Origin of the sequence: Celeribacter sp. (genome assembly GCF_048259695.1) — a bacterium.
GTDB lineage: Bacteria > Pseudomonadota > Alphaproteobacteria > Rhodobacterales > Rhodobacteraceae > Celeribacter.
The window spans coordinates 1-21,805 of the sequence record NZ_JBLXHL010000001.1; the positions used below are offsets into that span (position 1 = coordinate 1).

The 21,805-nt window shown below is 59.1% G+C and carries 24 protein-coding genes; 7 read left to right on the forward strand and 17 right to left on the reverse strand.

All coding sequences use genetic code 11. The features are described 5' to 3' along the window. The first annotated feature begins 302 nt into the window (after positions 1-302). Complete coding sequence (locus tag ACN0Q0_RS00005; RefSeq protein WP_417241294.1) at positions 303-1,154, forward strand: GNAT family N-acetyltransferase; 852 nt, start codon at positions 303-305, stop codon at positions 1,152-1,154. A 40-nt stretch (positions 1,155-1,194) separates the two neighbouring features. Beyond that, entirely contained in the window at positions 1,195-1,614 is a 420-nt protein-coding gene (locus ACN0Q0_RS00010; RefSeq protein ID WP_417241295.1) for a DUF1801 domain-containing protein, read from the forward strand. A 76-nt stretch (positions 1,615-1,690) separates the two neighbouring features. Here ACN0Q0_RS00010 and ACN0Q0_RS00015 read toward each other — a convergent pair whose 3' ends face one another. The 8 genes from ACN0Q0_RS00015 to ACN0Q0_RS00050 form a co-directional block, all read right to left on the reverse strand. After that, positions 1,691-2,674: an ABC transporter substrate-binding protein gene (locus ACN0Q0_RS00015; protein WP_417241296.1), complete on the reverse strand. Its 984-nt coding sequence runs from the start codon at positions 2,672-2,674 to the stop codon at positions 1,691-1,693. Positions 2,675-2,731: 57 nt separating this feature from the next. Continuing rightward, complete coding sequence (locus ACN0Q0_RS00020) at positions 2,732-3,508, reverse strand: ABC transporter permease (RefSeq protein ID WP_417241297.1); 777 nt, start codon at positions 3,506-3,508, stop codon at positions 2,732-2,734. Beyond that, positions 3,505-4,374: an ABC transporter permease gene (locus ACN0Q0_RS00025; RefSeq protein ID WP_417241298.1), complete on the reverse strand. Its 870-nt coding sequence runs from the start codon at positions 4,372-4,374 to the stop codon at positions 3,505-3,507. The genes ACN0Q0_RS00020 and ACN0Q0_RS00025 overlap by 4 nt, the downstream gene beginning before the upstream one ends. Next, complete coding sequence (locus ACN0Q0_RS00030) at positions 4,371-4,808, reverse strand: GNAT family N-acetyltransferase (protein WP_417241299.1); 438 nt, start codon at positions 4,806-4,808, stop codon at positions 4,371-4,373. The genes ACN0Q0_RS00025 and ACN0Q0_RS00030 overlap by 4 nt, the downstream gene beginning before the upstream one ends. Next, positions 4,805-5,581, reverse strand: a complete 777-nt coding sequence (locus tag ACN0Q0_RS00035; RefSeq protein WP_417241300.1) for an ABC transporter ATP-binding protein — start codon at positions 5,579-5,581, stop codon at positions 4,805-4,807. The genes ACN0Q0_RS00030 and ACN0Q0_RS00035 overlap by 4 nt, the downstream gene beginning before the upstream one ends. A 59-nt stretch (positions 5,582-5,640) precedes the next feature. Next, positions 5,641-7,095 carry a dihydropyrimidinase gene (gene hydA, locus ACN0Q0_RS00040; protein ID WP_417241301.1) on the reverse strand — a complete coding sequence of 485 codons (1,455 nt, stop codon included), beginning with the start codon at positions 7,093-7,095 and terminating at the stop codon, positions 5,641-5,643. A 65-nt stretch (positions 7,096-7,160) separates the two neighbouring features. Then, on the reverse strand, positions 7,161-8,423 hold the full coding sequence (locus tag ACN0Q0_RS00045; protein ID WP_417241302.1) for a Zn-dependent hydrolase: 1,263 nt from the start codon (positions 8,421-8,423) through the stop codon (positions 7,161-7,163). Positions 8,424-8,480: 57 nt separating this feature from the next. Next, positions 8,481-9,809: an aspartate aminotransferase family protein gene (locus ACN0Q0_RS00050; protein WP_417241303.1), complete on the reverse strand. Its 1,329-nt coding sequence runs from the start codon at positions 9,807-9,809 to the stop codon at positions 8,481-8,483. Positions 9,810-10,076: 267 nt separating this feature from the next. Here ACN0Q0_RS00050 and ACN0Q0_RS00055 point away from each other — a divergent pair, with 267 nt between their 5' ends. Both ACN0Q0_RS00055 and ACN0Q0_RS00060 read left to right on the forward strand, forming a co-directional pair. After that, entirely contained in the window at positions 10,077-10,691 is a 615-nt protein-coding gene (locus tag ACN0Q0_RS00055; RefSeq protein WP_417241304.1) for a TetR family transcriptional regulator C-terminal domain-containing protein, read from the forward strand. 136 nt (positions 10,692-10,827) lie between these two features. Then, a complete protein-coding gene (locus tag ACN0Q0_RS00060) occupies positions 10,828-11,415 on the forward strand; it encodes a hypothetical protein (protein WP_417241305.1) in 588 nt (195 codons plus the stop codon). Positions 11,416-11,672: 257 nt separating this feature from the next. On the opposite strand, the gene preA is transcribed toward ACN0Q0_RS00060, so the two are convergent. Together preA and ACN0Q0_RS00070 are read right to left on the reverse strand one after the other, a co-directional pair. Beyond that, positions 11,673-12,971, reverse strand: a complete 1,299-nt coding sequence (preA, locus tag ACN0Q0_RS00065) for an NAD-dependent dihydropyrimidine dehydrogenase subunit PreA (RefSeq protein WP_417241306.1) — start codon at positions 12,969-12,971, stop codon at positions 11,673-11,675. A 3-nt stretch (positions 12,972-12,974) separates the two neighbouring features. Continuing rightward, entirely contained in the window at positions 12,975-14,315 is a 1,341-nt protein-coding gene (locus ACN0Q0_RS00070) for an NAD(P)-dependent oxidoreductase (protein ID WP_417241307.1), read from the reverse strand. 306 nt (positions 14,316-14,621) lie between these two features. Here ACN0Q0_RS00070 and accB point away from each other — a divergent pair, with 306 nt between their 5' ends. From accB to aat, 3 genes are all read left to right on the forward strand, one after another. After that, complete coding sequence (gene accB / locus ACN0Q0_RS00075) at positions 14,622-15,125, forward strand: acetyl-CoA carboxylase biotin carboxyl carrier protein (RefSeq protein WP_417241308.1); 504 nt, start codon at positions 14,622-14,624, stop codon at positions 15,123-15,125. Positions 15,126-15,137: 12 nt separating this feature from the next. Next, positions 15,138-16,487: an acetyl-CoA carboxylase biotin carboxylase subunit gene (accC, locus tag ACN0Q0_RS00080; protein WP_417241309.1), complete on the forward strand. Its 1,350-nt coding sequence runs from the start codon at positions 15,138-15,140 to the stop codon at positions 16,485-16,487. Positions 16,488-16,573: 86 nt separating this feature from the next. Continuing rightward, positions 16,574-17,215, forward strand: a complete 642-nt coding sequence (gene aat / locus ACN0Q0_RS00085; protein ID WP_417241310.1) for a leucyl/phenylalanyl-tRNA--protein transferase — start codon at positions 16,574-16,576, stop codon at positions 17,213-17,215. On the opposite strand, the gene ACN0Q0_RS00090 is transcribed toward aat, so the two are convergent. From ACN0Q0_RS00090 to ACN0Q0_RS00120, 7 genes are all read right to left on the reverse strand, one after another. Beyond that, positions 17,179-17,706, reverse strand: coding sequence for a DUF2155 domain-containing protein (locus ACN0Q0_RS00090; protein WP_417241311.1), 528 nt, complete (start codon positions 17,704-17,706; stop codon positions 17,179-17,181). The genes aat and ACN0Q0_RS00090 overlap by 37 nt on opposite strands. Then, a complete protein-coding gene (gene mlaD, locus ACN0Q0_RS00095; protein ID WP_417241312.1) occupies positions 17,703-18,161 on the reverse strand; it encodes an outer membrane lipid asymmetry maintenance protein MlaD in 459 nt (152 codons plus the stop codon). The genes ACN0Q0_RS00090 and mlaD overlap by 4 nt, the downstream gene beginning before the upstream one ends. A 45-nt stretch (positions 18,162-18,206) precedes the next feature. Then, a complete protein-coding gene (locus tag ACN0Q0_RS00100; RefSeq protein WP_417241313.1) occupies positions 18,207-18,590 on the reverse strand; it encodes an NADH:ubiquinone oxidoreductase subunit NDUFA12 in 384 nt (127 codons plus the stop codon). A 170-nt stretch (positions 18,591-18,760) separates the two neighbouring features. Next, positions 18,761-19,153 (reverse strand): RidA family protein, encoded by a 393-nt coding sequence (locus ACN0Q0_RS00105; RefSeq protein ID WP_417241314.1) that lies wholly within the window; start codon positions 19,151-19,153, stop codon positions 18,761-18,763. Between the two features lie 186 nt (positions 19,154-19,339). Next, the gene (gene clpX / locus ACN0Q0_RS00110) at positions 19,340-20,605 is read right to left on the reverse strand and encodes an ATP-dependent Clp protease ATP-binding subunit ClpX (RefSeq protein WP_417241315.1); all 1,266 of its coding nucleotides are present in this window, start codon (positions 20,603-20,605) and stop codon (positions 19,340-19,342) included. A 171-nt stretch (positions 20,606-20,776) separates the two neighbouring features. Continuing rightward, positions 20,777-21,400: an ATP-dependent Clp protease proteolytic subunit gene (locus tag ACN0Q0_RS00115; RefSeq protein ID WP_417241316.1), complete on the reverse strand. Its 624-nt coding sequence runs from the start codon at positions 21,398-21,400 to the stop codon at positions 20,777-20,779. 120 nt (positions 21,401-21,520) lie between these two features. Further along, positions 21,521-21,805, reverse strand: coding sequence for a hypothetical protein (locus tag ACN0Q0_RS00120; RefSeq protein ID WP_417241317.1), 285 nt, complete (start codon positions 21,803-21,805; stop codon positions 21,521-21,523).

Sequence of the window (21,805 nt, forward strand, 5' to 3'; positions counted from 1 at the left end):
ACCCGACTTCATCCAGTGGGCCCCCGGCCTGCCCAAAACCCGCTCCGGCAAAATCATGCGCCGCATCCTGCGCAAAATCGCCGAAAACGACACCGGCGCCCTCGGAGACACATCAACCCTCGCCGACCCATCCGTCGTCGACGAATTGATTGCGAACAGCCTGTACAACAAAGGCTGATCCCACCCCAAATCCACGTCAAAAACCGCCCTTCGGGGCGGGTTTCTTTTGGGATATCACCCTAATTTTATCAATCAGGCGCTATGTTTAACACACCTTAACCATCTATCGGCACGGTGGAGCGATGCAGGTAGAACAGATCACGGACAAAGCAGACTGGCGCGCCCTGACCAACCGCGCCCATGCCCCTCTGGCGCAACGGTGGCTTTATGGCGCTGCGGCACAGGCCGTGGGCCGCGAGGCGCGGCGTGTCTTGGTCATGGATGGCGACCGCCCCGTGGCCGTGGCGCAATCGGTGTGCCGCAAAGTGGGCGGGGTCTCGTTCGGACTTGTCACCCAAGGGCCGTTGTTTATCGCGCCATGCGATCCGCGCCGCGTCCTCAAAACGCTCCACCGCGCCCTGCCCCGCCTCACCGTCATGACACCAAGCACCCATATGCGCCGATGGTCGCTTTCGGCGGCCACGCCGACGCTTGTTCTCGACCTGACCCAAGACACCGGCCATCTGCGGTCCGGATTGAACGGAAAATGGCGTAACGCATTGAAAAACGCAGAAAGTAAACGTCTCAAGGTGGCATGGATCACCGCCACCGAGGCTGCGCTGATCCCGCTCTTGCAGTCCGAAAAAGCCCGCCAGTCCCAAGGACACTACCGCGCGTTGCCACCCGAGTTCACCCTCGCGCTTTTGGCCGCAGCCCCGCGGGCCTTTCGCCTGTTCGAGGCCGCAGACGCGCAAATGCTGTTCCTACGTCACGGCAATACCGCAACCTATCAGATGGGCTACGCCGGACCGGATGGACGCGCCGCCAATGCCCATAATCTCATTTTGTGGGAGGCGATGATGCGGCTCAAGGCCGAGGGGGTCGAGCGGTTGGACCTTGGCACCTTTGATGCGGTGAAGGCCCCCGATCTGGCGCGGTTCAAAATGCGCACGGGCGGCGCACAGGTGGTCTGGGCGCCCGCGCAATTGCTGTGAATCGCCCCTTTGCGCCGCGCAAAGCGCACCGAATTGTCTGTTGCACAAGAGGCACCGCACGCCCTACCGTTGCACGATGGATCACCCCGCCTTTGCCTCCCCCGAGATCGCCCGCGTTTTTGACGCCTGTCCCGCCCCTGTCCGCGCGACCCTTCTGGCGCTGCGGACAATGATCTATGCGGAGGCCGCACATCTTGGCGTTCCTGTCACCGAAAACCTCAAGTGGGGTCAGCCCTCCTACGTCACACCCAATGGCACGCCACTGCGGCTTGGCCACCCCAAAACCGGCGGCGCCGCGATCTTTGCCCATTGCCAAAGTCGCATCATTCCCGAGTTGCGCGAGATTGCACCCGAGCTCGACTATGACGGGGCACGGGCGGTCCATCTGGCCCCCGACCATGCGCTACCGGTCGCGCCGTTGCGGCTGATGATCCGCCGCGCTCTCACCTATCGGACCTGATCCGGCACCTTTGCATGGCACAAACGAAAAGCCCCGCCACATTGGGCGGGGCTTTCCTGTAACGCTTTGAAATAGCTTACTTCATCGCCATGTCAGTGATTTCGGTCGTGAACGCACCGGATGGCTCGACGGTAATCACGGGATCCGAGCCGCCCGACATCAACGAGGCCACAGTGCGCGCGTAATCCGCGGGATCAAGCGACCCGTCGGAGCCTGCGGTCAGCTTGGCCACTTCGCTCATCATACGGATTTGGTGGCCTTCGGTTTGGGCGCCGGTTTCATCGTACTCAAGCACGATCATCGCGGCCTCTTCGGCGTTCTGTTCGGCCCATTTCCACCCTTCCATCGACGCGGCGACGAACCGGGCCAGTTTGTCTTTCATCGCGTCATCTTCGAGTGTGGATTCGAGCACGTAAAGGCCATCCTCAAGCGTCGCTACGCCCTGATCCTCGTATTTGAACGTGACCAGATCATCGGCGGAAATGCCCGCATCGATGACCTGCCAGTATTCGTTGTAGGTCATGGTCGAAATACAGGAGGCCTGTTTTTGCAGCAGCGGATCAACGTTAAAGCCCTGTTTGAGGACCTCGACACCATCCTCACCGCCCTCGGTGGACAGGCCCAACTGGCTCATCCACGACAGGAACGGATATTCGTTGCCGTAAAACCAAACACCAAGCGTCTTGCCCGCGAAATCCTCGGGGCCGGTGATGCCGCTTTCCTTGAGACAGGTCAGCATCATGCCCGACGCCTTGAACGGTTGCGCGATATTGACCACGGGCGCGCCATTTTCGCGGGCCGCCAAAGCCGATGGCATCCAGTCGACCATCACATCCGCGCCGCCACCGAGCAACACCTGAACGGGGGCCACATCGGGACCACCCGGTTTGATCGTCACGTCGAGGCCGGCCGCCTCGTAAAAGCCCTTTTCAAGCGCCACATAGTAGCCGCCGAATTGTGCTTGCGTGACCCATTTGAGTTGCAACGTCAGTTCGTCGGCGGCCTGCGCCCCCGCCGTCATCGCTGCCAGCGCGATCGCGCTTGTGAGTAGCTTTTTCATTGGTAACAACCTCCAAGTTGTGAATGCCGAGGTTTTCCTCGTGCAGTTTATATGCGGTTACCCGCGTTGCGAGGGATGCCAAAACGTCACCCTCTTTTCGACAAGCGCCACAAGCCCGTATAGTGCGGTGCCTGTAAGCGCCGATATCGCAATCTCGGCCCAAACCATGTCCGTTGCCAAGCGCCCCATCTCGGTTGTGATCCGAAATCCCATACCGCGAATAGGAGAGCCGAAATATTCGGCAACAATTGCCCCGATGAGGGCCAAAGTGGTCGCAATCTTAAGACCGTTGAACACAAACGGCAGCGCCGCAGGCACCCGCAATTTGACAAGTGTCGCCACATGCCCCGCCGCATAGGTCCGCATCAGATCACGCTGCATCGTATCTGTCGAGGCCAACCCGCCAAGCGTGTTCACCAGCATCGGGAAAAACACCATGATGGCCACCACGGCCGCTTTGGAATGCCAATCGAACCCGAACCACATGACCATGATCGGGGCCAATCCGACAATCGGCAGGGCCGCCATAAAATTCGCCACCGGTAAAAGACCCCGTTTGAGAAAATCATAGCGATCAATGACCAAAGCAACGGCGATCCCGGCGGCACTGCCCATCCAGAGCCCGTTCAACGCGCCTTTGACCACGGTTTGCACCCAGTCCTCCCACAAGATCGGCAAAGACCCCATGATGGCCGCCCCGATGGCCGATGGCGGCGGCAAGAGCGCCGGGGAAATGTGGAACATCCGCACCACACCTTCCCAAAGGAGCAACACCAAAAGGCCAAATCCCGCAGGGTAGGCAATGCGTTCGAACTGCGTATCGGACCGTCTCATACGGGTCGCCCTCCCATGGTGCGGCGCAGGATTTTCTCGATCGCGCCCACTGTGAATATCAAAACTGCGGCCAAAATTGCCGCGGCAAACAACGCCGCCCACATGATCATCGGTTCACCGAACTGCGATCCGATCAACATACGCGCGCCCAGGCCCGCGATTGCACTGGTCGACAACTCGCCCACAACCGCGCCGACAAACGCGGCCGCCACGCTCACCTTGAGCGAGGCAAAGAAATACGGCATCGAGGCCGGAACGCGCAGTTTCCAAAACACCGCTGCGGGCTTGGCGCCATAGGTGCGCAGCAAATCCAACTGCATATTGTCGGGGCTCGACAGCCCTTTGACCATGCTGACCATCACGGGGAAAAAGCTTAAGTACGCCGCGATAATCGCCTTGGGGACCAACAGCGACCCCGCGCCTATCGCATTGCTCAACACCACAATCATCGGCGCCAAGGCCACGATGGGAATGGTCTGTGAAATGATCGCCCACGGCATCAAACTAAGCCGTCCGATGCGGCTCAACACAATAATCGCGGCCAATGAAACGCCAACGACAATGCCCAGAACAAATCCCCAAAGCGTTGTTTTCAAAGTGATTGTGCCTTGGTAGACCATCGAGCGTTTCGATGTGACTTTTTTGAGCGCGGTGGTTTTCCACAACTCGGCGGCCACCTGATGCGGGACGGGCAACAAGGGCCGGGCTTGCTGCATCGTGTCACGAACCACCTCGGAAAAACCCGGGGTTGTCCCCGCCCGCTCGGCCTGGTCATAGGTCCACGTGGAATTCATTTTGATCGCTGCGGCGTACCACACGATGAGCAGCACGGCGATGACTGTGAGGATTGGAACGATGTTTTTCATGCCCGCCACTCCATCCGTAACTCATCGGGCGCATCGCCATCACAGGGCACCACGCCACACGCCACGAACCCCTCGCGGGCGTAAAACCGTTGCGCATCGGCGTTGGGCACATGGGTGTGAAGCCAGATGAAATCACGCCCCGATTTCACGGCATCCATCAACGCCTTTCCCGCGCCCTGCCCGCGCGAGCGAACATATAATCCGCCGATTTTGAGCGTCTGCGGATCGAATGAAAGATAGCCCTGTGGTGGATTGCCTGCGACGTAAATGTTGCGCGCATCGAACGCCTCATTGATCATACGGGCAATCTCGGCGGCACTCGGGCCCGCGGGTTTCCACGCGACCTCCTGCTCCCACGCCCAGACAATGTCCGCCAAGGCAGGAATGTCCTCTCGGGTGGCGGGTCGAACATCAGCGGTTGCGAGAGAGGTCATTGATCATGCCCCGCACGCAAGCCCTCGCGCACGCGGTGCGCAATCTCGATGAACTCTTTGCTGTCGCGAATATCGAGGGGGCGTTCTTTCGGGAGAGGGCTTTCGATGATGTCGGTAATCCGGCCCGGGCGTGGGGACATGACGACGATTTTGGTCGACAGATAGACCGCTTCGGGGATCGAGTGGGTCACGAACCCGATGGTCTTTTCGGTGCGCGCCCAAAGCGCCAGAAGTTGCTCGTTGAGGTGGTCACGCACAATCTCGTCAAGCGCCCCGAACGGCTCGTCCATCAACAGGATTTCGGCATCAAAGGCAAGGGCGCGGGCAATCGACGCGCGTTGTTGCATCCCGCCCGAAAGCTGCCACGGGAACTTTTTCTCAAAGCCAGCGAGGTCCACAAGTTCTAGCACTTTTCGAACATGTTCGGCCTGATCTGCCTTGGAATACCCCATAATTTCGAGCGGAAGTTTCACATTTCCTGCAATTGTCCGCCACGGGTACAATCCCGCAGCCTGAAACACATAACCATAGGCCCGCGCACGCCGCGCCTCCTCCGGCGACATGCCGTTGACCGTCAACGCCCCCCCCGTGGGCGTCTCCAGCCCCGCAATACAGCGCAAAAACGTCGTCTTGCCACAGCCCGACGGGCCGATAAAAGAAACAAAATCGCCCTTTTCAATCTGGAGGTTCACACCCTTTAGCGCATGGATCGGACCGTCATTCGTCTCGAACGTCAGGTCCACATTCTGCGCGTCAATCACTGGTTTTTTCATAAGTTCTGTCGTCCCCTCAGGCGGCATGGGATGCGCCCACACCGCCGCCCCGTTTGATCTTAAACGCCTGTCGCCGGAATGCCCGAACGCAGTACCGGCTGCGGTGCGGTCAACTCTTTCCATTTCGACAGCGCCGTGTTGACGGTCGCGTTCGGATCGCGGGCAACGAATGCGCCATGGCCCTCTTTGGTGGTCAATTCACCATCCGTCACGGCGACATAGCCACGGGACAACACGTAGCGTGGCAACCCTTTGACCTCGATCCCCTCGAACACATTGTAATCAATGGCGGAGGCTTGGGTTTCGGCGCTGATCACCTTGGTCTTATTGGGATCAAGCACGAGAATATCGGCATCGGCCCCGACAAGGATGGCACCCTTTTTCGGGTAACAATTCAATATCTTGGCGATATTTGTCGAGGTCACGGCGACAAATTCGTTCATGGTGATCCGCCCCGTTTCAACCCCCTTGGTCCACAATACGGGCAAACGATCCTCAAGGCCGCCGGTGCCATTCGGGATCTTGGAAAAGTCACCCACGCCAAAGCGTTTTTGCTCGGTCGTAAAGGCACAGTGATCGGTCGCCACACAGGACAATGTGCCCGACGCGAGACCCGCCCAAAGGCTGTCCTGATGGTGTTTATTGCGGAACGGTGGCGACATCACACGCCGCGCGGCATGATCCCAATCCGGATTGGAATACTCGCTCTCATCAAGCACGAGGTGTTGGATCAACGGCTCGCCCCACACCCGTTTGCCGTTCATTTTGGCCCGACGAATGGCCTCGTGGCTTTCCTCGCAAGACGTATGCACAACATAAAGCGGCGCCCCCGCCATGTCGGCAATCATAATGGCGCGGTTGGTGGCCTCGCCTTCCACTTGGGGCGGGCGCGAATAGGCGTGGGCCTCGGGGCCGGTGTTGCCGTCGGCGATCAATTGCGCCGTCAATTCGGCAATCACATCGCCGTTCTCGGCATGGACCAAAGGCGTCGCACCGAGTTCCGCACAGCGTTTGAACGAAGCATAAAGTTCGTCGTCATTCACCATCAACGCGCCCTTATAGGCGAGGAAGTGTTTGAAGCTGTTGATACCTTTTTCCTCGGTGACGATTTTCATCTCGTCGAACACCTGTTCGCCCCACCATGTGATCGCCATGTGAAACGAGTAATCGCAGGCGGCCCGGGCGGATTTGTTGTCCCAAACCTTGAGCGCGTCCAACAGGCTCTCCCCGGGCGCGGGGAGACAAAAATCAACAACCATCGTGGTCCCCCCCGCGAGGGCGGCACGGGTGCCGGAGGCGAAATCATCCGCCGAATAGGTTCCCATAAACGGCATCTCAAGGTGCGTGTGCGGGTCGATCCCGCCGGGCATGACATAACAACCCGTTGCGTCCAACACCTCGTCGCCCGTCAGATCAGGACCGATCTCGACGATCACACCCCCGTCGATTTTCACGTCCGCTTTATAGGTCAGGTCCGCCGTGACGACCGTGCCGCCCTTGATTACCTTGGTCATTTCATCTCTCCTTGTCCGGTTCGGCGGTGCGTCTCATGCGCCCCTGCCGCTTTTATCATTTGATATCATTCAACGATTTGAGCAGTCTCCAACACCGCGTGCAACAACACGTTGGTCCCTGCGGCGGCCCATTCGGGGCTGATGTCCTCGGCCTCGTTATGGCTCAACCCATCCACGCAAGGACACATGATCATCGCCGTGGGGGCCACATCATTGATCCAACACGCATCGTGACCCGCGCCCGAAATGATGTCCATGTGTGAATACCCCAACCGCTCAGCGGCGGAGCGCACCGCGCCCACGAGAGTTTCATCAAACGCAGGTGGCTCGAATTGGCCCGAGATTTTGGCCTCGAACGTGACACCGATCTCTTCGCACAGCTTAGGCGCGCGCTCCAACAGTTCCGCCTCCATCGCGTGCAGTTTCTCAGGCAGATGAGACCGGATATCGACGGTGAACACAACCTTTCCGGGGATCACATTGCGCGAATTCGGGTAGACGTCAATGTGGCCAATCGCGCCCACGGCACCGGGTTGGTTGGCCATGGCGATCTCGTGGACCAATTCGGTGATCCGCGCCAAACCGCGTCCTGCGTTCTTGCGCATATTCATCGGCGTGGACCCCGTGTGGCTTTCCTTGCCCGTCACCGTGCATTCGATCCACCGCAGCCCCTGACCGTGGGTCACAACGCCGATATCACGGCCCTCGGCCTCCAAAATCGGACCCTGTTCAATGTGCAGCTCGAACATGGCGTGCATTTTGCGTGCGCCAACCTGTTCGGTGCCGACCCATCCAATCCGTTTCAATTCATCGCCAAAGGATTTGCCCTCGGCGTCCTTGAGATCATAGGCCCACTCTTGGGTGTGGCGCCCCGTGAATACGCCAGAGGCGAGCATGGCGGGGGCAAAGCGCGTCCCCTCCTCGTTGGTCCAGTTGGTGACCACGATCGGGTGTTTGGTTTTGATCCCGAGGTCATTCATGGTGCGAATGGCCTCAAGCCCGCCAAGCACACCCAACACCCCATCGTATTTCCCACCTGTGGGCTGTGTATCAAGGTGGCTGCCCATGTAAACGGGTAGCGCATCGGGATCTTCGCCCGCGCGGGTGGCGAACATATTGCCCATGGTGTCGACGCCCATGCTCAGGCCCGCCGCCTCGCACCACGTCTGGAACAAGGCACGCCCCTCCGCGTCGGCATCCGTCACGGTTTGACGGTTGTTACCCCCCGCCACACCCGGCCCGATTTTGGCCATCTCCATGAGACTGTCCCAAAGTCGGGCAGCGTTGATTTTGAGGTTTTCCCCGGGTGCGGATGTGGCAGAGGCCATAGGCAGTCCTTTCGTCATCTTATGTGTATGCGGGCGACATACGGCCCGTTTTGTCTTTTAATCCAGTGTTTTGAGCACATCGGCCAAGGTGCCGATCAAGGTGTCGATGTGGTCCTTTTCAATGATCAATGGCGGCGACATGGCGATGATATCGCCCGTGGTGCGCACCAGAACGCCCTTGTCGTAGGCCTTGAGGAAGGCCGAGAACGCGCGTTTGGTCGGCGCCCCTGCGATTGGCTCCAGTTCAACAGCGCCGATCAACCCCTCACCGCGGATGTCGAGCACATGCGGCAAGCCTTTGAGGCTATGGATCGCATCCTGCCAGTAGTCCGACAGCCCCGCAGCGCGCTCGAACAACCCCTCCTCGGCATAGGTGTCGAGGGTGGCCAGACCGGCGGCGGCGGCAATCGGGTTGCCCGAATAGGTGTAGCCGTGGAACAGCTCGATCACATGCTCGGGACCTTGCATAAAGGCATCGTGGATCTCTTTGGTCGCCAGAACCGCGCCCATCGGGATCACACCGTTGGTGAGACCTTTGGCGCAAGTGATCAGGTCGGGCATGACACCGTAATGCGCGGCGGCAAACGACGATCCCAAACGGCCAAAACCGGTGATAACCTCGTCAAAGATCAACAAAATACCGTGTTTGGTACAGATATCGCGCAGACGTTGGAGGTAGCCCTTGGGCGGCAAAAGCACGCCGGTGGACCCCGCCATCGGCTCGACAATGACGGCCGCAATCGTTTCGCCGCCATGCAGCGCCACGATACGCTCCAACTCGTCGGCCAGCTCCGCGCCATGCTCGGGTTGTCCGCGCACAAAGCGGTTGCGGTCGGGCAAATGGGTGTGTGGCAGGTGATCGACGCCGTTCAAAAGCGTGCCGAACATCTTGCGGTTGGTGACAATACCGCCCACGGAAATCCCGCCAAAGTTCACGCCGTGATAGCCCCGCTCACGCCCGATCAGACGCGTGCGCTCGCCCTGACCTTTGGCGCGGTGATAGGCGAGCGCGAGTTTGAGCGCGGTCTCGACACTTTCCGAACCGGAGTTGGTGAAAAACACATGTTCGAACGGCTCAGGCGCCATATCGACCAGCTTGGTGGCCAGTTCAAACGCCTTGGGATGGCCCATCTGGAACGCAGGGGCGTAATCCAGTTCGGCGACCTGTTTCTGGATCGCTTCGACAATTTTGGGACGGTTATGCCCCGCGTTGCAACACCAAAGCCCCGCCGTGCCGTCCAGAACCTCGCGCCCGTCCGAGGTGCGGTAATGCATCCGGTCGGCAGACACGAACATCCGTGGCTCTTTTTTAAACTGACGGTTTGCCGTAAACGGCATCCAGAACGCTGAAAGATCGTTCGGACGTGTGTCTCCATCCATCGCCATGATTTCCTCTTATCCCTATGTGTTCGGGCAATTCTGTGTCTGCCCCTGCATCACCCTGCGACGGGTTTGACCATTTGGTCAAGAGAACCGTAACACCCTCATGTCATTGAGCGGACAAACATGGCCGCGACAGGTGCCAAAAATCTGTGCGCTATGCAGATAAGATAGGATTTAAGGCGATTCTCTCTTCGATTTGACGCATTTTTTGGCAACTATGGACGAAAGGCGATAAACCGCACCGTATTCAGTGAAGGAATCATAGCTCCCATGCCAGGCACCAAACCGCGTACGAGAATTCAAAAGCGAAACTCGGAGACCATTCTGGATGCCGCATTGGACGTCTTTTCACGCAACGGGTTTCGCGGGGCGACCCTCGACCAGATCGCCAAGGACGCCGGATTGTCCAAGCCGAATCTGCTATATTATTTCCCGTCCAAGGAGGCCATCCACCGCGCGCTGATCGACGCGCTGATGGCCAACTGGCTCGATCCGCTGCGCGAAATGGATGCGGATGGTGATCCCGTCGAGGAAATCGTCGCCTATGTTTTGCGCAAATTGGATATGGCCCGCGCCTTTCCGCGCGAAAGCCGCCTGTTCGCCAATGAGATCGTCCAAGGCGCCCCGAACATCATGGATAAAATCGAGGGCGAGTTGAAAACCCTCGTGGACGAAAAGGCCGCCATCATTGGCCACTGGGTCGAAACGGGACATGTGCGTGAGATTGACCCCTATCACCTGATCTTTTCGATCTGGGCCACCACACAGCACTACGCTGATTTTGATGCACAAATTCGCGGTATTATCACACCCGTCGAGGATCACCATTTCGACGATGCCCGCAAGTTTCTCGACACGATGTACCGCCGCATGTTGGCGCTATGAGGTCCGCGCGGGGCCGTTGCGACATATGCGGGCGTTAACCATCTCCTTAGAAAGTCGGGGATATTAACCCGTTGGCAAGGGTAACCCTTTATAAACATTTGGTGGTGGGGGCTCCTTTTGAAGAAGGAGCATGAGCATGACCGATATCACCGGTGTGCCTGCTTTCGGAGGTGGAGGGTTTGCGTCACGCCAACTCCCTGAAACTCCAAAGCCTGTCGTGCAAGAAGTTGCGAAACCTGCAGCGGACGGCTCGGCGACAAATTCGCAGGGGGAAACCCTGCGCGGCCAGAATGGCGCGGACTATCAATCCAAACGCGACAGCAACGACGCCGATCAAAAGCGACGCGATGCCGTGCGCGACGACATTGTCCTGAGCGGCCCGACACCCTCGTTCCAGGCCAGTATTCTCGAGGTCGAGAAAGATCTGCGCAATGTGATTGCACGGGTGGAGGCCAAACGGACGCAACAGGCCGACGAGGCCGCGATTGCGCCCCGGGCATCCTCTGTGGCCGAACCTGACCAGACGGACCAAACACCCGACACGGATCAGGCCACAACCGCATCGCCACTGGCCCCGACCGGGACGGACGATGAGCCACCCGCACAGGACCATGCGCCATCTGCACCACAGGCGGCCACAGCCCCGACAGAAACGGTGGATCCGGAGGTCGCGCGTAGCGGACCTGCGGCAACGCAAGAGACGCCATACGATCCGCAAACCTAACGCGCGGATCGTATCCCCCCCGTGTCAGGATGGCGCGGGTTTCAAAACAGGTTCAAACAGGTCACCGCAACGCACATCACACGGCGTTTGCGTCACGACCCCGCTCTGCAACCCCCCGCGCCCGAACAGGACACGGGGGATCGGGAAAGGTGTGTTCATCCTCGTGTCCCCCCCACCGCGACCTGCGCGAGTGGGGCCGGTTGGCGTGCGGTCTGGCGCACAGGTTTGCGCACCGCGTCGCACGCGGGGAAGTCGCGTTATTCGCCCGCGACCGCAGCCACATTATTGGGATGCGTTGTCCAGTTGGCGTAGTCCCCGACCACCTTGCCCGTGCGCTCGTCCACGGCACCTTTATCGAGCGTTTTCATGGTGATGCAGTTTTCAACCGGACAGACATTCACACAAAGATTGCAGGCCACGCATTCGTCGTCCTTGACGGTAAACACGCGGTCGGCGGACATCTCGATGGCTTGGTGCGAGGTATCCTCGCAGGCGGCATAACACCGTCCACAGCTGATACAATCGTCCTGGTTGATGACCGCTTTGGTCACGTGGTTGAGGTTGAGGTACTGCCAATCGGTGACGTTGGGCGTGGCCTTGCCGATCAGGTCGGACACGCTCATTTCTTTCTCGTCAAGGTACTGGCTAAGCCCCGAAATCATCTCTTCGACAATCTTGAACCCATAGGTCATCACCGCCGTGCAGACCTGCACATTGCCCGCGCCAAGCGCCATGAATTCAGCCGCATCGCGCCATGTGGTCACGCCGCCAATGCCCGAAATCGGCAACGCCGCCGTGGCGGGATTGCGGGCGATTTCGGCGACCATGTTGAGCGCAATCGGTTTGACCGCGGGGCCGCAATAGCCGCCGTGGGTGCCTTTGCCGTCAATCATCGGCTCGGGCGAAAACGCATCCAGGTTCACCGATGTTATGGAGTTGATCGTGTTGATCAGCGACACCGCATCGGCCCCGCCGCGCAACGCGGCCTCGGCGGGTGCGAGGATATTGGTGATGTTCGGCGTCAATTTGACAATCACCGGCAGGCCCGTGGATTCCTTGCACCACCGCGTCACCATCTCGATATATTCAGGCACCTGTCCGACAGCCGCACCCATACCCCGCTCGGCCATGCCATGCGGACAGCCAAAGTTCAGCTCGAACCCGTCACACCCCGTTTCGGCAATGCGCGGGATGATCGATTTCCAACTTTCCGCGTCACACGGGACCATCACAGAGGCAATCAGGGCGCGGTCCGGATAGTCCTTTTTGACGCGGGTCATTTCCTCCAAATTCACCTCCAACGCACGGTCGGTGATCAATTCGATGTTGTTGAGGCCCAACAAACGGCGGTCCGCACCAAAGATCGCGCCATAACGTGGCCCGTTGACGTTGACCACGGGCGGGCCTTCCTCGCCCAGAGTTTTCCACACGACACCGCCCCACCCCGCCTCAAAGGCGCGGCGCACATTGTACTCTTTGTCCGTCGGCGGCGCCGAGGCGAGCCAGAACGGATTAGGGGAGGTAATGCCACAAAATGTTGTTGTTAGGTCAGCCATATCTTAGTCCTCGCCCATCAAGAATTTATGCATGTTTTCAGCGCTGTCACGTCCTTCGGCCACGGCCGTGACGGTGAGATCCTCACCGCCGAGCGCACAATCGCCCCCCGCCCAGACGCCCGCCACAGACGTGCGGCCAAACGTATCGACCGCAATCTTGCCGCGTTCCAATGCGATGCCATCGGGCGCCCCGCCAAGCGTCTGACCGATGGCCATAAAGACCTGATCCGCCGCAATGCGCACCGTCTCGCCCGTTCCTGACAGACCACTGTCACTCTCGGCGGTGTATTCGAATTCCACCTCGGCACAGGCGCCATTGCCATGCACGGCCACCGGTTGCACGTTGTACAAAATCTGCACCCCTTTGGAGGTCGCGAGGTCTTGTTCAAACTCCGACGCACTCATGCGGTCGCGACCACGGCGATAGGCGATGGTGACGTTCTGCGCTCCCAACAGTTTGGACTGCACAGCGGCATCGACCGCCGTCATACCGCCACCGATCACCACCACGTTGCGCCCGATGGGCAACGTCGACAGGTCGGTGGATTGACGCAGCTCTGAAATGAAATCGACCGCGTCAAGCACGCCGGATTTGTCCACCCCGTCCGCCTTGAGCGCGTTCACGCCACCCAAACCGATGGCAAGGAACACCGCATCGAACTGCGACGACAGACCGTCCAACGTCAGACCCGCCCCGAGCGCCTTGCCGGTTTCGACAGTGATTCCACCGATTTTCATCAGCCAGTCCACCTCGGCCTGTGCAAAATTATCGGGGGATTTATAGGATGCGATACCAAATTCGTTCAGGCCGCCCGCTTTGGCCCGCCCGTCATAGATTGTGACCGCATGGCCATAACGCGCCAAACGGTGCGCCGCCGACAGACCCGCAGGTCCCGCGCCGATCACCGCAACGCGCTTGCCCGTGTCGGCGGCGCGGGTGAACGGATGCGTGCCTTTGGCCATGACAGTATCCGTGGCATAGCGCTGTAGCCGTCCGATTTCGACGGGCTTGCCCTCGGCCACTTCGCGCACACAAACCTCTTCGCACAGGGTTTCCGTGGGACAGACCCGCGCGCACATCCCGCCAAGGATATTGGCGTCAAAGATGGTTTTCGCCGCCGCTTCGGGCGTCCCCGTGGCGATCTGGCGGATAAACAACGGCACGTCGATCGAGGTGGGACAGGCCGTCATGCACGGCGCGTCATGGCAAAAATAACACCGATCCGCCGCGACCAATGCTTCGTGGTCGTCAAGCGCCGGATGAAGGTCGGAGAAATTTTCGTCATAGGCGTCGGGGGCAAGTCGCCCTGCGGCGATCCCTGATGTAAAGGCTGTGTTGGGCATTTGTCCTCGTCCTGCTTTGCTGCGTCCCATTTCGGGCGGGGCGTGTTGTGGGTCTTGGGGACAGCGTGGACGAGAAACCTATTTTTGATCAAGTGGTAAATTTTAATCAGGGCGTAATTTTCTCTCTTTTTAGCCCCAAGCAGGCAAATTTTGCGTCGCGCTCGCCTAATTCATGTGCATTCCCGACGGGTCGCCACCCCCGATCGCGATTTTCGCGGGTTTTCACGGACCCTGACGTGACGTATAAGCGGGAAAGCTGATTGACATGAGCCCGCATCAGACGGGTGGCAGAACAAGTTGGAAAACATGACAAAACAAAATGACGCCGATGTGGCCTTCATTCAGGCGCTTGCCGAGTTGCTCAACACCAATGACCTCACCGAGGTGGAAGTCAAACGCGAGTACGGCGAGAATGATCGCCTGAATGTGCGTGTGTCCAAAGCACAAGAAATCGTACAAACCGTTGCAGCGCCCGCCGCATATACCGCGCCGGCTGCGGCCGCTGCGGCCCCTGCGGCAGCAACCCCCGCCGCACCCGCTGCGGTGGCTGCGGCCCCCGCCGATCCGCGCAATGATCCGAACGCGGTGCCATCGCCCATGGTCGGGACCGCCTATCTGTCCGCAGAACCGGGTGCCGCCGCCTTTGTAAAAATCGGCGACAGTGTCGAAGAGGGCCAGACCCTGATGATTATCGAGGCGATGAAAACGATGAACCACATCCCCTCGCCCAAATCCGGCACCATCAAACGCATTCTGGTCGATGACGGCACCCCCGTCGAATTCGGCGCGCCGCTGATGATCATCGAATAAGGACAGGTTTCCATGTTCGACAAAATCCTCATTGCCAACCGTGGCGAAATTGCGCTTCGCGTGATCCGCGCGTGCCGCGAAATGGGCATCGCCTCCGTGGCGGTCCATTCCGAGGCAGACGCCGACGCGATGCACGTGCGCATGGCCGACGAAGCTGTATGCATCGGTCCCAATTCCTCGACGCTGTCCTATCTCTCCTTCCCTGCGATCATCGCGGCCTGCGAGATCACAGGCGCACAGGCAATCCACCCCGGATACGGATTTTTGTCCGAAAACGCCGCCTTTGTGCAAATCGTCGAGGATCACGATCTGGCCTTTATCGGCCCGTCGGCTGAGCACATCCGCCAGATGGGCGATAAAATCACCGCCAAAGAGACCGCTAAAATCCTCGGGATTCCCGTGGTGCCCGGCTCTCCGGGTGGCGTGCCTGACGTAGAAACAGCCAAGAAACTTGCGGCTGAAATGGGCTATCCCGTCATCATCAAAGCCACCGCAGGTGGCGGTGGACGCGGGATGAAAGTGGCCGAAAACGAAGCGGTGCTCGAAACCGCCTTCCGCACCGCCCGCTCCGAATCCAAAGCCGCCTTTGGCAATGACGAGGTTTATATGGAGAAATATCTCCAGAAACCGCGCCATATCGAAGTGCAGGTGTTCGGCGACGGACAGGGCGGCGGCGTCCATTTGGGCGAACGGGATTGCTCATTGCAACGGCGCCACCAAAAGGTGTTCGAGGAAGCCCCCGGCCCCTCGATCAGCCCCGAAGAACGCGCCCATATCGGCGGTATCTGTGCCAACGCCATTGCCAAAATGGGCTACCGCGGCGCAGGAACAATCGAATTCCTCTACGAGGATGGCCAGTTCTTTTTCATCGAGATGAACACCCGCTTGCAGGTGGAACACCCTGTAACGGAGGCGATTTTCCGCCAAGACCTCGTGCGCGAACAAATCCGCGTTGCCGCGGGCGAGAAGCTCTCCTTCACCCAAGAGGATCTGGTGCTCGACGGTCACGCCATCGAGGTGCGCATCAACGCCGAGCGGCTGCCGAACTTTGCCCCCTGCCCCGGCAAGATCACCCAGTATCACGCCCCGGGCGGCCTTGGGGTGCGCATGGATAGCGCACTTTATGACGGCTATTCGATCCCGCCCTATTACGACAGCTTGATCGGCAAACTGATCGTCCACGGGCGCGACCGTCCAGAGGCCTTGGCGCGTCTGAAACGGGCTCTTGGCGAGTTGATCGTCGACGGCGTCGACACCACCGTGCCGCTGTTTCATATGCTGTTGAACGAACCGGACGTCTTGTCAGGGGACTACAACATCCACTGGCTCGAAAAATGGCTCGCCGCCAACCTGCCATCCTGAACGCAGGCACAACGCATTGAATTCAAAGGCCCGCTTGTCACAGAGCGGGCCTTTTCTTTTGCCGCGAAACGCGCCATTTTACCCGCATGGACCATCCGCCCCTCACGCCTGAATTGTTGCTCAACGCCTATGCCAACGGGGTCTTTCCGATGTCAGAGAGCGCCGAGGATGATGAGGTATTCTGGGTTGATCCCGAGCGGCGCGGCATTTTCCCGCTAGAGGCATTTCACATCTCGACCTCTCTGGCCCGTGTGATCCGGCGCGGCCGGTTTCGCGTGACCTTTAACCACGCCTTTGCACAGGTGATGACACACTGCGCCAACCGTGACGAGACATGGATCAACGCGACAATTATCAACCTTTACGCGCAGGTCCACACGCTCGGATATGCACAATCCGTCGAGATCTGGAACGGGGACCACATGGTCGGCGGGCTTTACGGCATCACACTCGGGGCGGCCTTTTTCGGAGAGAGCATGTTCTCGTATGAAACCGATGCCTCCAAAGTGGCACTCTCGTACCTTATCGCGCATCTGAACCGCACCGGCTTCACCCTTTTGGACACCCAGTTCATTACGCCGCATCTGGCCTCGCTCGGCGCCATCGAAATTGCGCGGACGCAGTATCACACACGCCTTGATGCGGCCTTGGGCCTCGATGCGGATTTCAGGGGGCTCGCGCCGCCAACGGCTCAGGACGTGCTACAGTTGAGAACCCAGACATCGTAACGCGGGTGGTCCATCGCGTTCAGCGCGGGACTGGTTTCCACCATCCACCCTTGGAACTCAGGTTCGGCGGTGCCATCGACGGAAATCACCAGATAGGCATAGGCGTCCCCTGACGGGTTGCCAACGGGGTAGCGGCAATCGGCGAGTTGCGCGGTGAGATAGCCCCATGTCGCGGCCTGTCCGCGAGCGATCTGGATGTCTTCGACACGGCCGGTGAGCTTGTCCAGAACACGGATTAACGCACCGGTGCCACTGGCCACGCTTTCTTGTGTTTCGGTCGTGATATCAAACAGTTCGCGCTGAAACCCCTCATCGGGGAGTGATTGCAACTCCTCCAATGACAACCCGCCGATGCCAGTGTCATCCAGCGGCGTTTCAATGATCGACCCGATCCCCGTTTGCAGGTCGTCGGAGAACCCCGTGTCCTGTGCAAATCCCGCGCCCGAACCAACTGCGAGCAAGGCCGCAATGCTCAAACCACGCCGGATCATTCCGCGCCCCCGTCACCGCCGGTGACGAATTTAAGCATCAGGTTGATGAGGCTCACGGCGCTTTGGGTGTCGGCGATCACCTGCCCGTCTTCAAATTCGAACATGGATCCACCAGGCACCAATTCGATGAAATTTCCGCCCAGGAGCCCCTCGGACGCGACCAAAGCGGCGGTGTCGTCGGGAAGCGCCACATCGCCTTCAAGCGCCAGTTTGGCCTCGGCGCGAAAGCTCTCCTTGTTCAGGGTCAGGTCGGTCACGGTGCCGATTTTCACACCGGCAAGGCGCACATCGCTGCCCACGCTCACGCCCTCGGCGGAGCGGAACGACGCGGTGAGATGATAGGTATCGGAGGCGCCACCCGCGAAACCCGTCGCCTGGCCCGCGTAAACGAGAAAGCCCAATGCAAGCGCCAGAACGCCCGCACCAACGGCAACTTCTGTTGTATTTTCTGCCATACTCTTACCCCCAGACCCGTTTGGTGCGCGCCCTTTCGGGCGGCATTATTCGGGCTGCCACGCCTCGTAATCGGTGCGCGCAACGGGCTTTGCCTGACGAAGTGACCCCGCGGGGGCATAGGCCGCGGCGGTGCCGGTCATGTTTTCCACATGCGGTTTTTCCCACTCTTTATGCTCAAGCGGGAGATGTCCGGGGTGGTTGTCAAAGGTGCGGTGCAACCAACCGTGCCATGCGGGATCAACGCGCGAGGCTTCGACCTCACCATTGTAGATCACCCAACGGCGCGAGTCGTCTTCGTTGCGGTAAAAGATATTGCCCTGACTATCTTCGCCGAGCTTGACGCCGTGGCGCCATGTGAAAAGCTGTGTGCCAATCGTCTGGCCTTTCCACCACACAAGTGCGCGCAATGCCGTGTTCAAAATACCCATGGGACAACCTCCGAAAATGTTGGTTCCTGATATGACCTAATGCGGGCGCAAGGTCCAGAGTTTCCGTGCGCTATTCATGGTCAAATCAGGGCGAATGGCAGGTGTCCGCCGCCCGATGACGGCCTGACAAGCCCCACTCGCCCCTGTGCGCGGTCGTTTATACCCCTGCCCTACGCGCAGGATGCGGGCAATTTTGCGGTCACTTCAATCTCGATTTTCATTGCGGGATCAAGCAGACGGGCCTCAATCATCGTGGCGGCGGGACGCACAGCGCCGAACACCTCTTGCAGGACGGGCCAACAGGCCTCGAAGTCCGCGCCATCGGGCAGAATATAACGCACGCGGGCGACATCGGCCATCGAGGCCCCGGCCTCGGCCAAGGCTTTGGCAATGGTGCCAAGCGTATTGCGGCACTGGTCCGCGACACCTTCGGGCATGCTCATCGTGGCGTAATCATACCCCGTGGTGCCGGAGACAAAGACCCAACCATCGACAACAACCGCGCGGGAATAGGCGATTTTTTCCTCAAAAGGAGAACCGGAGGAGATGAGTGTACGTGACATGCGGGTGCCTTTCGAGGACATAGGATTGAAACTCCGCCACGGGGCGGCTGCGCGATCATTTACGCAAGCCCGCAGCGCATGCAAGGCCATTTTGCCCGCCGCCCGAACCCATGAAACCCGCCTGTCCCGAACGCGAAACGCCGCCCCGAAGGGCGGCGCTTGCACAGCGGTCGATGCGACAGGCATTTAGCCGACAGTCGCCTCTTTTTCGGCTTCACCGTAGATGATCAATGGCTTGGCGTCGGAGTTGACGGCCTCTTCGTTGACCACAACTTCGGTGACATTTTCCGTACCCGGCAGCTCGAACATGGTATCGAGCAGGATGTCCTCAAGGATAGAGCGCAAACCGCGCGCCCCCGTTTTACGTTTGATCGCCCGCTTGGCAATCGCCGTGAGGGCCTCGTCGGTAAAGGTCAGCACCACATCTTCGAGTTCGAACAGGCGTTGGTATTGTTTGACCAATGCGTTTTTCGGCGCCGACAGGATGGTGACAAGCGCGTCTTCGTCGAGATCTTCGAGCGTGGCGAGCACGGGCAGACGGCCAACGAATTCAGGGATAAGGCCGAATTTCAACAGATCTTCGGGCTCAAGTTCGGAGAACAGCTCACCGATCCCCTTGGCATTTTCCTCTTTCACATCGGCGCCAAAGCCGATGGCAGAACCTTTGCCGCGCTGTGCGATAATCCGGTCAAGGCCCGCAAATGCACCGCCGCACACGAACAGGATGTTCGTCGTATCGACTTGCAGGAATTCCTGCTGTGGATGCTTGCGCCCGCCCTGCGGCGGAACGGAGGCCACGGTGCCTTCCATGATTTTCAAAAGCGCCTGTTGGACGCCCTCGCCCGACACGTCACGGGTAATGGACGGGTTGTCGGATTTGCGCGTAATCTTGTCGACCTCGTCGATGTAAACGATGCCGCGTTGTGCGCGCTCGACGTTGTACTCGGACGCCTGAAGCAGTTTGAGGATGATGTTTTCCACGTCCTCACCGACATAGCCGGCTTCGGTCAATGTGGTCGCATCCGCCATCGTGAACGGCACATCGAGAATACGGGCAAGTGTCTGAGCCAACAGCGTTTTACCGCACCCCGTGGGGCCGACGAGCAAGATGTTGGATTTCGCCAGTTCGATGTCGCCCGCCCCGCTCGAGGCGTGGTTGAGACGTTTGTAGTGGTTGTGGACGGCCACCGACAGTACGCGTTTGGCGGTCGCCTGACCGATCACGTAATCATCGAGGACGGCACAGATTTCTCTGGGTGCAGGCACCCCTTCGGAGGATTTCAGACCGGAGGATTTGGTTTCCTCGCGGATGATGTCCATGCAAAGCTCAACACATTCATCACAGATGAAAACGGTTGGACCCGCGATCAGCTTGCGCACCTCGTGCTGGCTCTTGCCGCAAAAGGAACAGTAGAGCGTGTTCTTGCTGTCACCACCGGACGAATTCGACATTGCATTCCCCTAAGGCCAACTGGCCTTTGTTTGGTCGATCAGGCGGCGCGAACCTGCCGCCTGAATATTGTGTTACATGCGAGTGTAGGACAGCCAATTCGCAGGTACAATGCCAAAACCCATGAGAAAACCCATGTCGGTTTTGACGCCTGCGCGGGCGCCCCGCTCGCGTTACCCTTCGATATCGCCGCGGCTTTCGACGATCTCGTCGATCAGACCGAATTCTTTGGCCTCGTCTGCCGACATGAAGTTGTCCCGCTCGAGCGCGTCCACAACCTCTTTCATTTTGCGGCCCGTATGTTTGACGTAGATGCCGTTCAAACGGTCCTTCAGCTTTTGGGTTTCCTGGGCGTGGATCATGATATCCGTCGCCTGCCCCTGATAGCCACCGGAGGGTTGGTGCACCATGACGCGGGAATTGGGCAGCGAGAAGCGCATCCCTTTTTCACCGGCGGTCAACAGCAAAGAGCCCATCGAGGCGGCTTGACCCATCACAAGGGTCGACACCTTGGGACGGATGTATTGCATCGTATCGTAGATCGACAGGCCGGAGGTGACGACACCACCGGGGCTGTTGATGTACATCGCGATTTCCTTGGTCGGGTTTTCGGCTTCGAGGAACAACAACTGCGCACAGATGAGGCTCGACATGCCGTCATGCACGGGACCGTTGAGGAAAATGATCCGCTCTTTGAGCAGACGCGAGAAAATATCATAGGCACGTTCGCCACGGCTCGTTTGCTCAACGACCATGGGGACGAGCGTGTTCATGTAGGTATCAATCGGATCTTTCATCTTCGGCCTGCCTCTGGAACTCTTATGGATGATTAGCGCTGAATTATTACTCGAATCTTAGTTTCGGAACTGGGGACCTGCAAGGTGCGGAGGCCAGCTTCACACAATTCTATTAAAAATTTATTCACCGCCGTCTGATTTTGTTGGTTTAACGGCCACCGTCTCGCCGCGCTTGGCGGCTTCGGCGGCATCTTGTTCCTCGAAAAAGGCCATCCATGCATCCGCATCGTAAACGATAAAGAACTGGTGAGCGAGATAGCCCCCCGCCGCCAGAAACAACATTCCGAACCCCGCAGAGCCGGAAAAAAATTCCATCGCGCCCCAAAAGAGCGTCAGGCCGGAAAACAGGATACGCCGCCAGAGCGGCAACATGAAGCGGGTGCGAACATCAAGGAAATTTGTCAT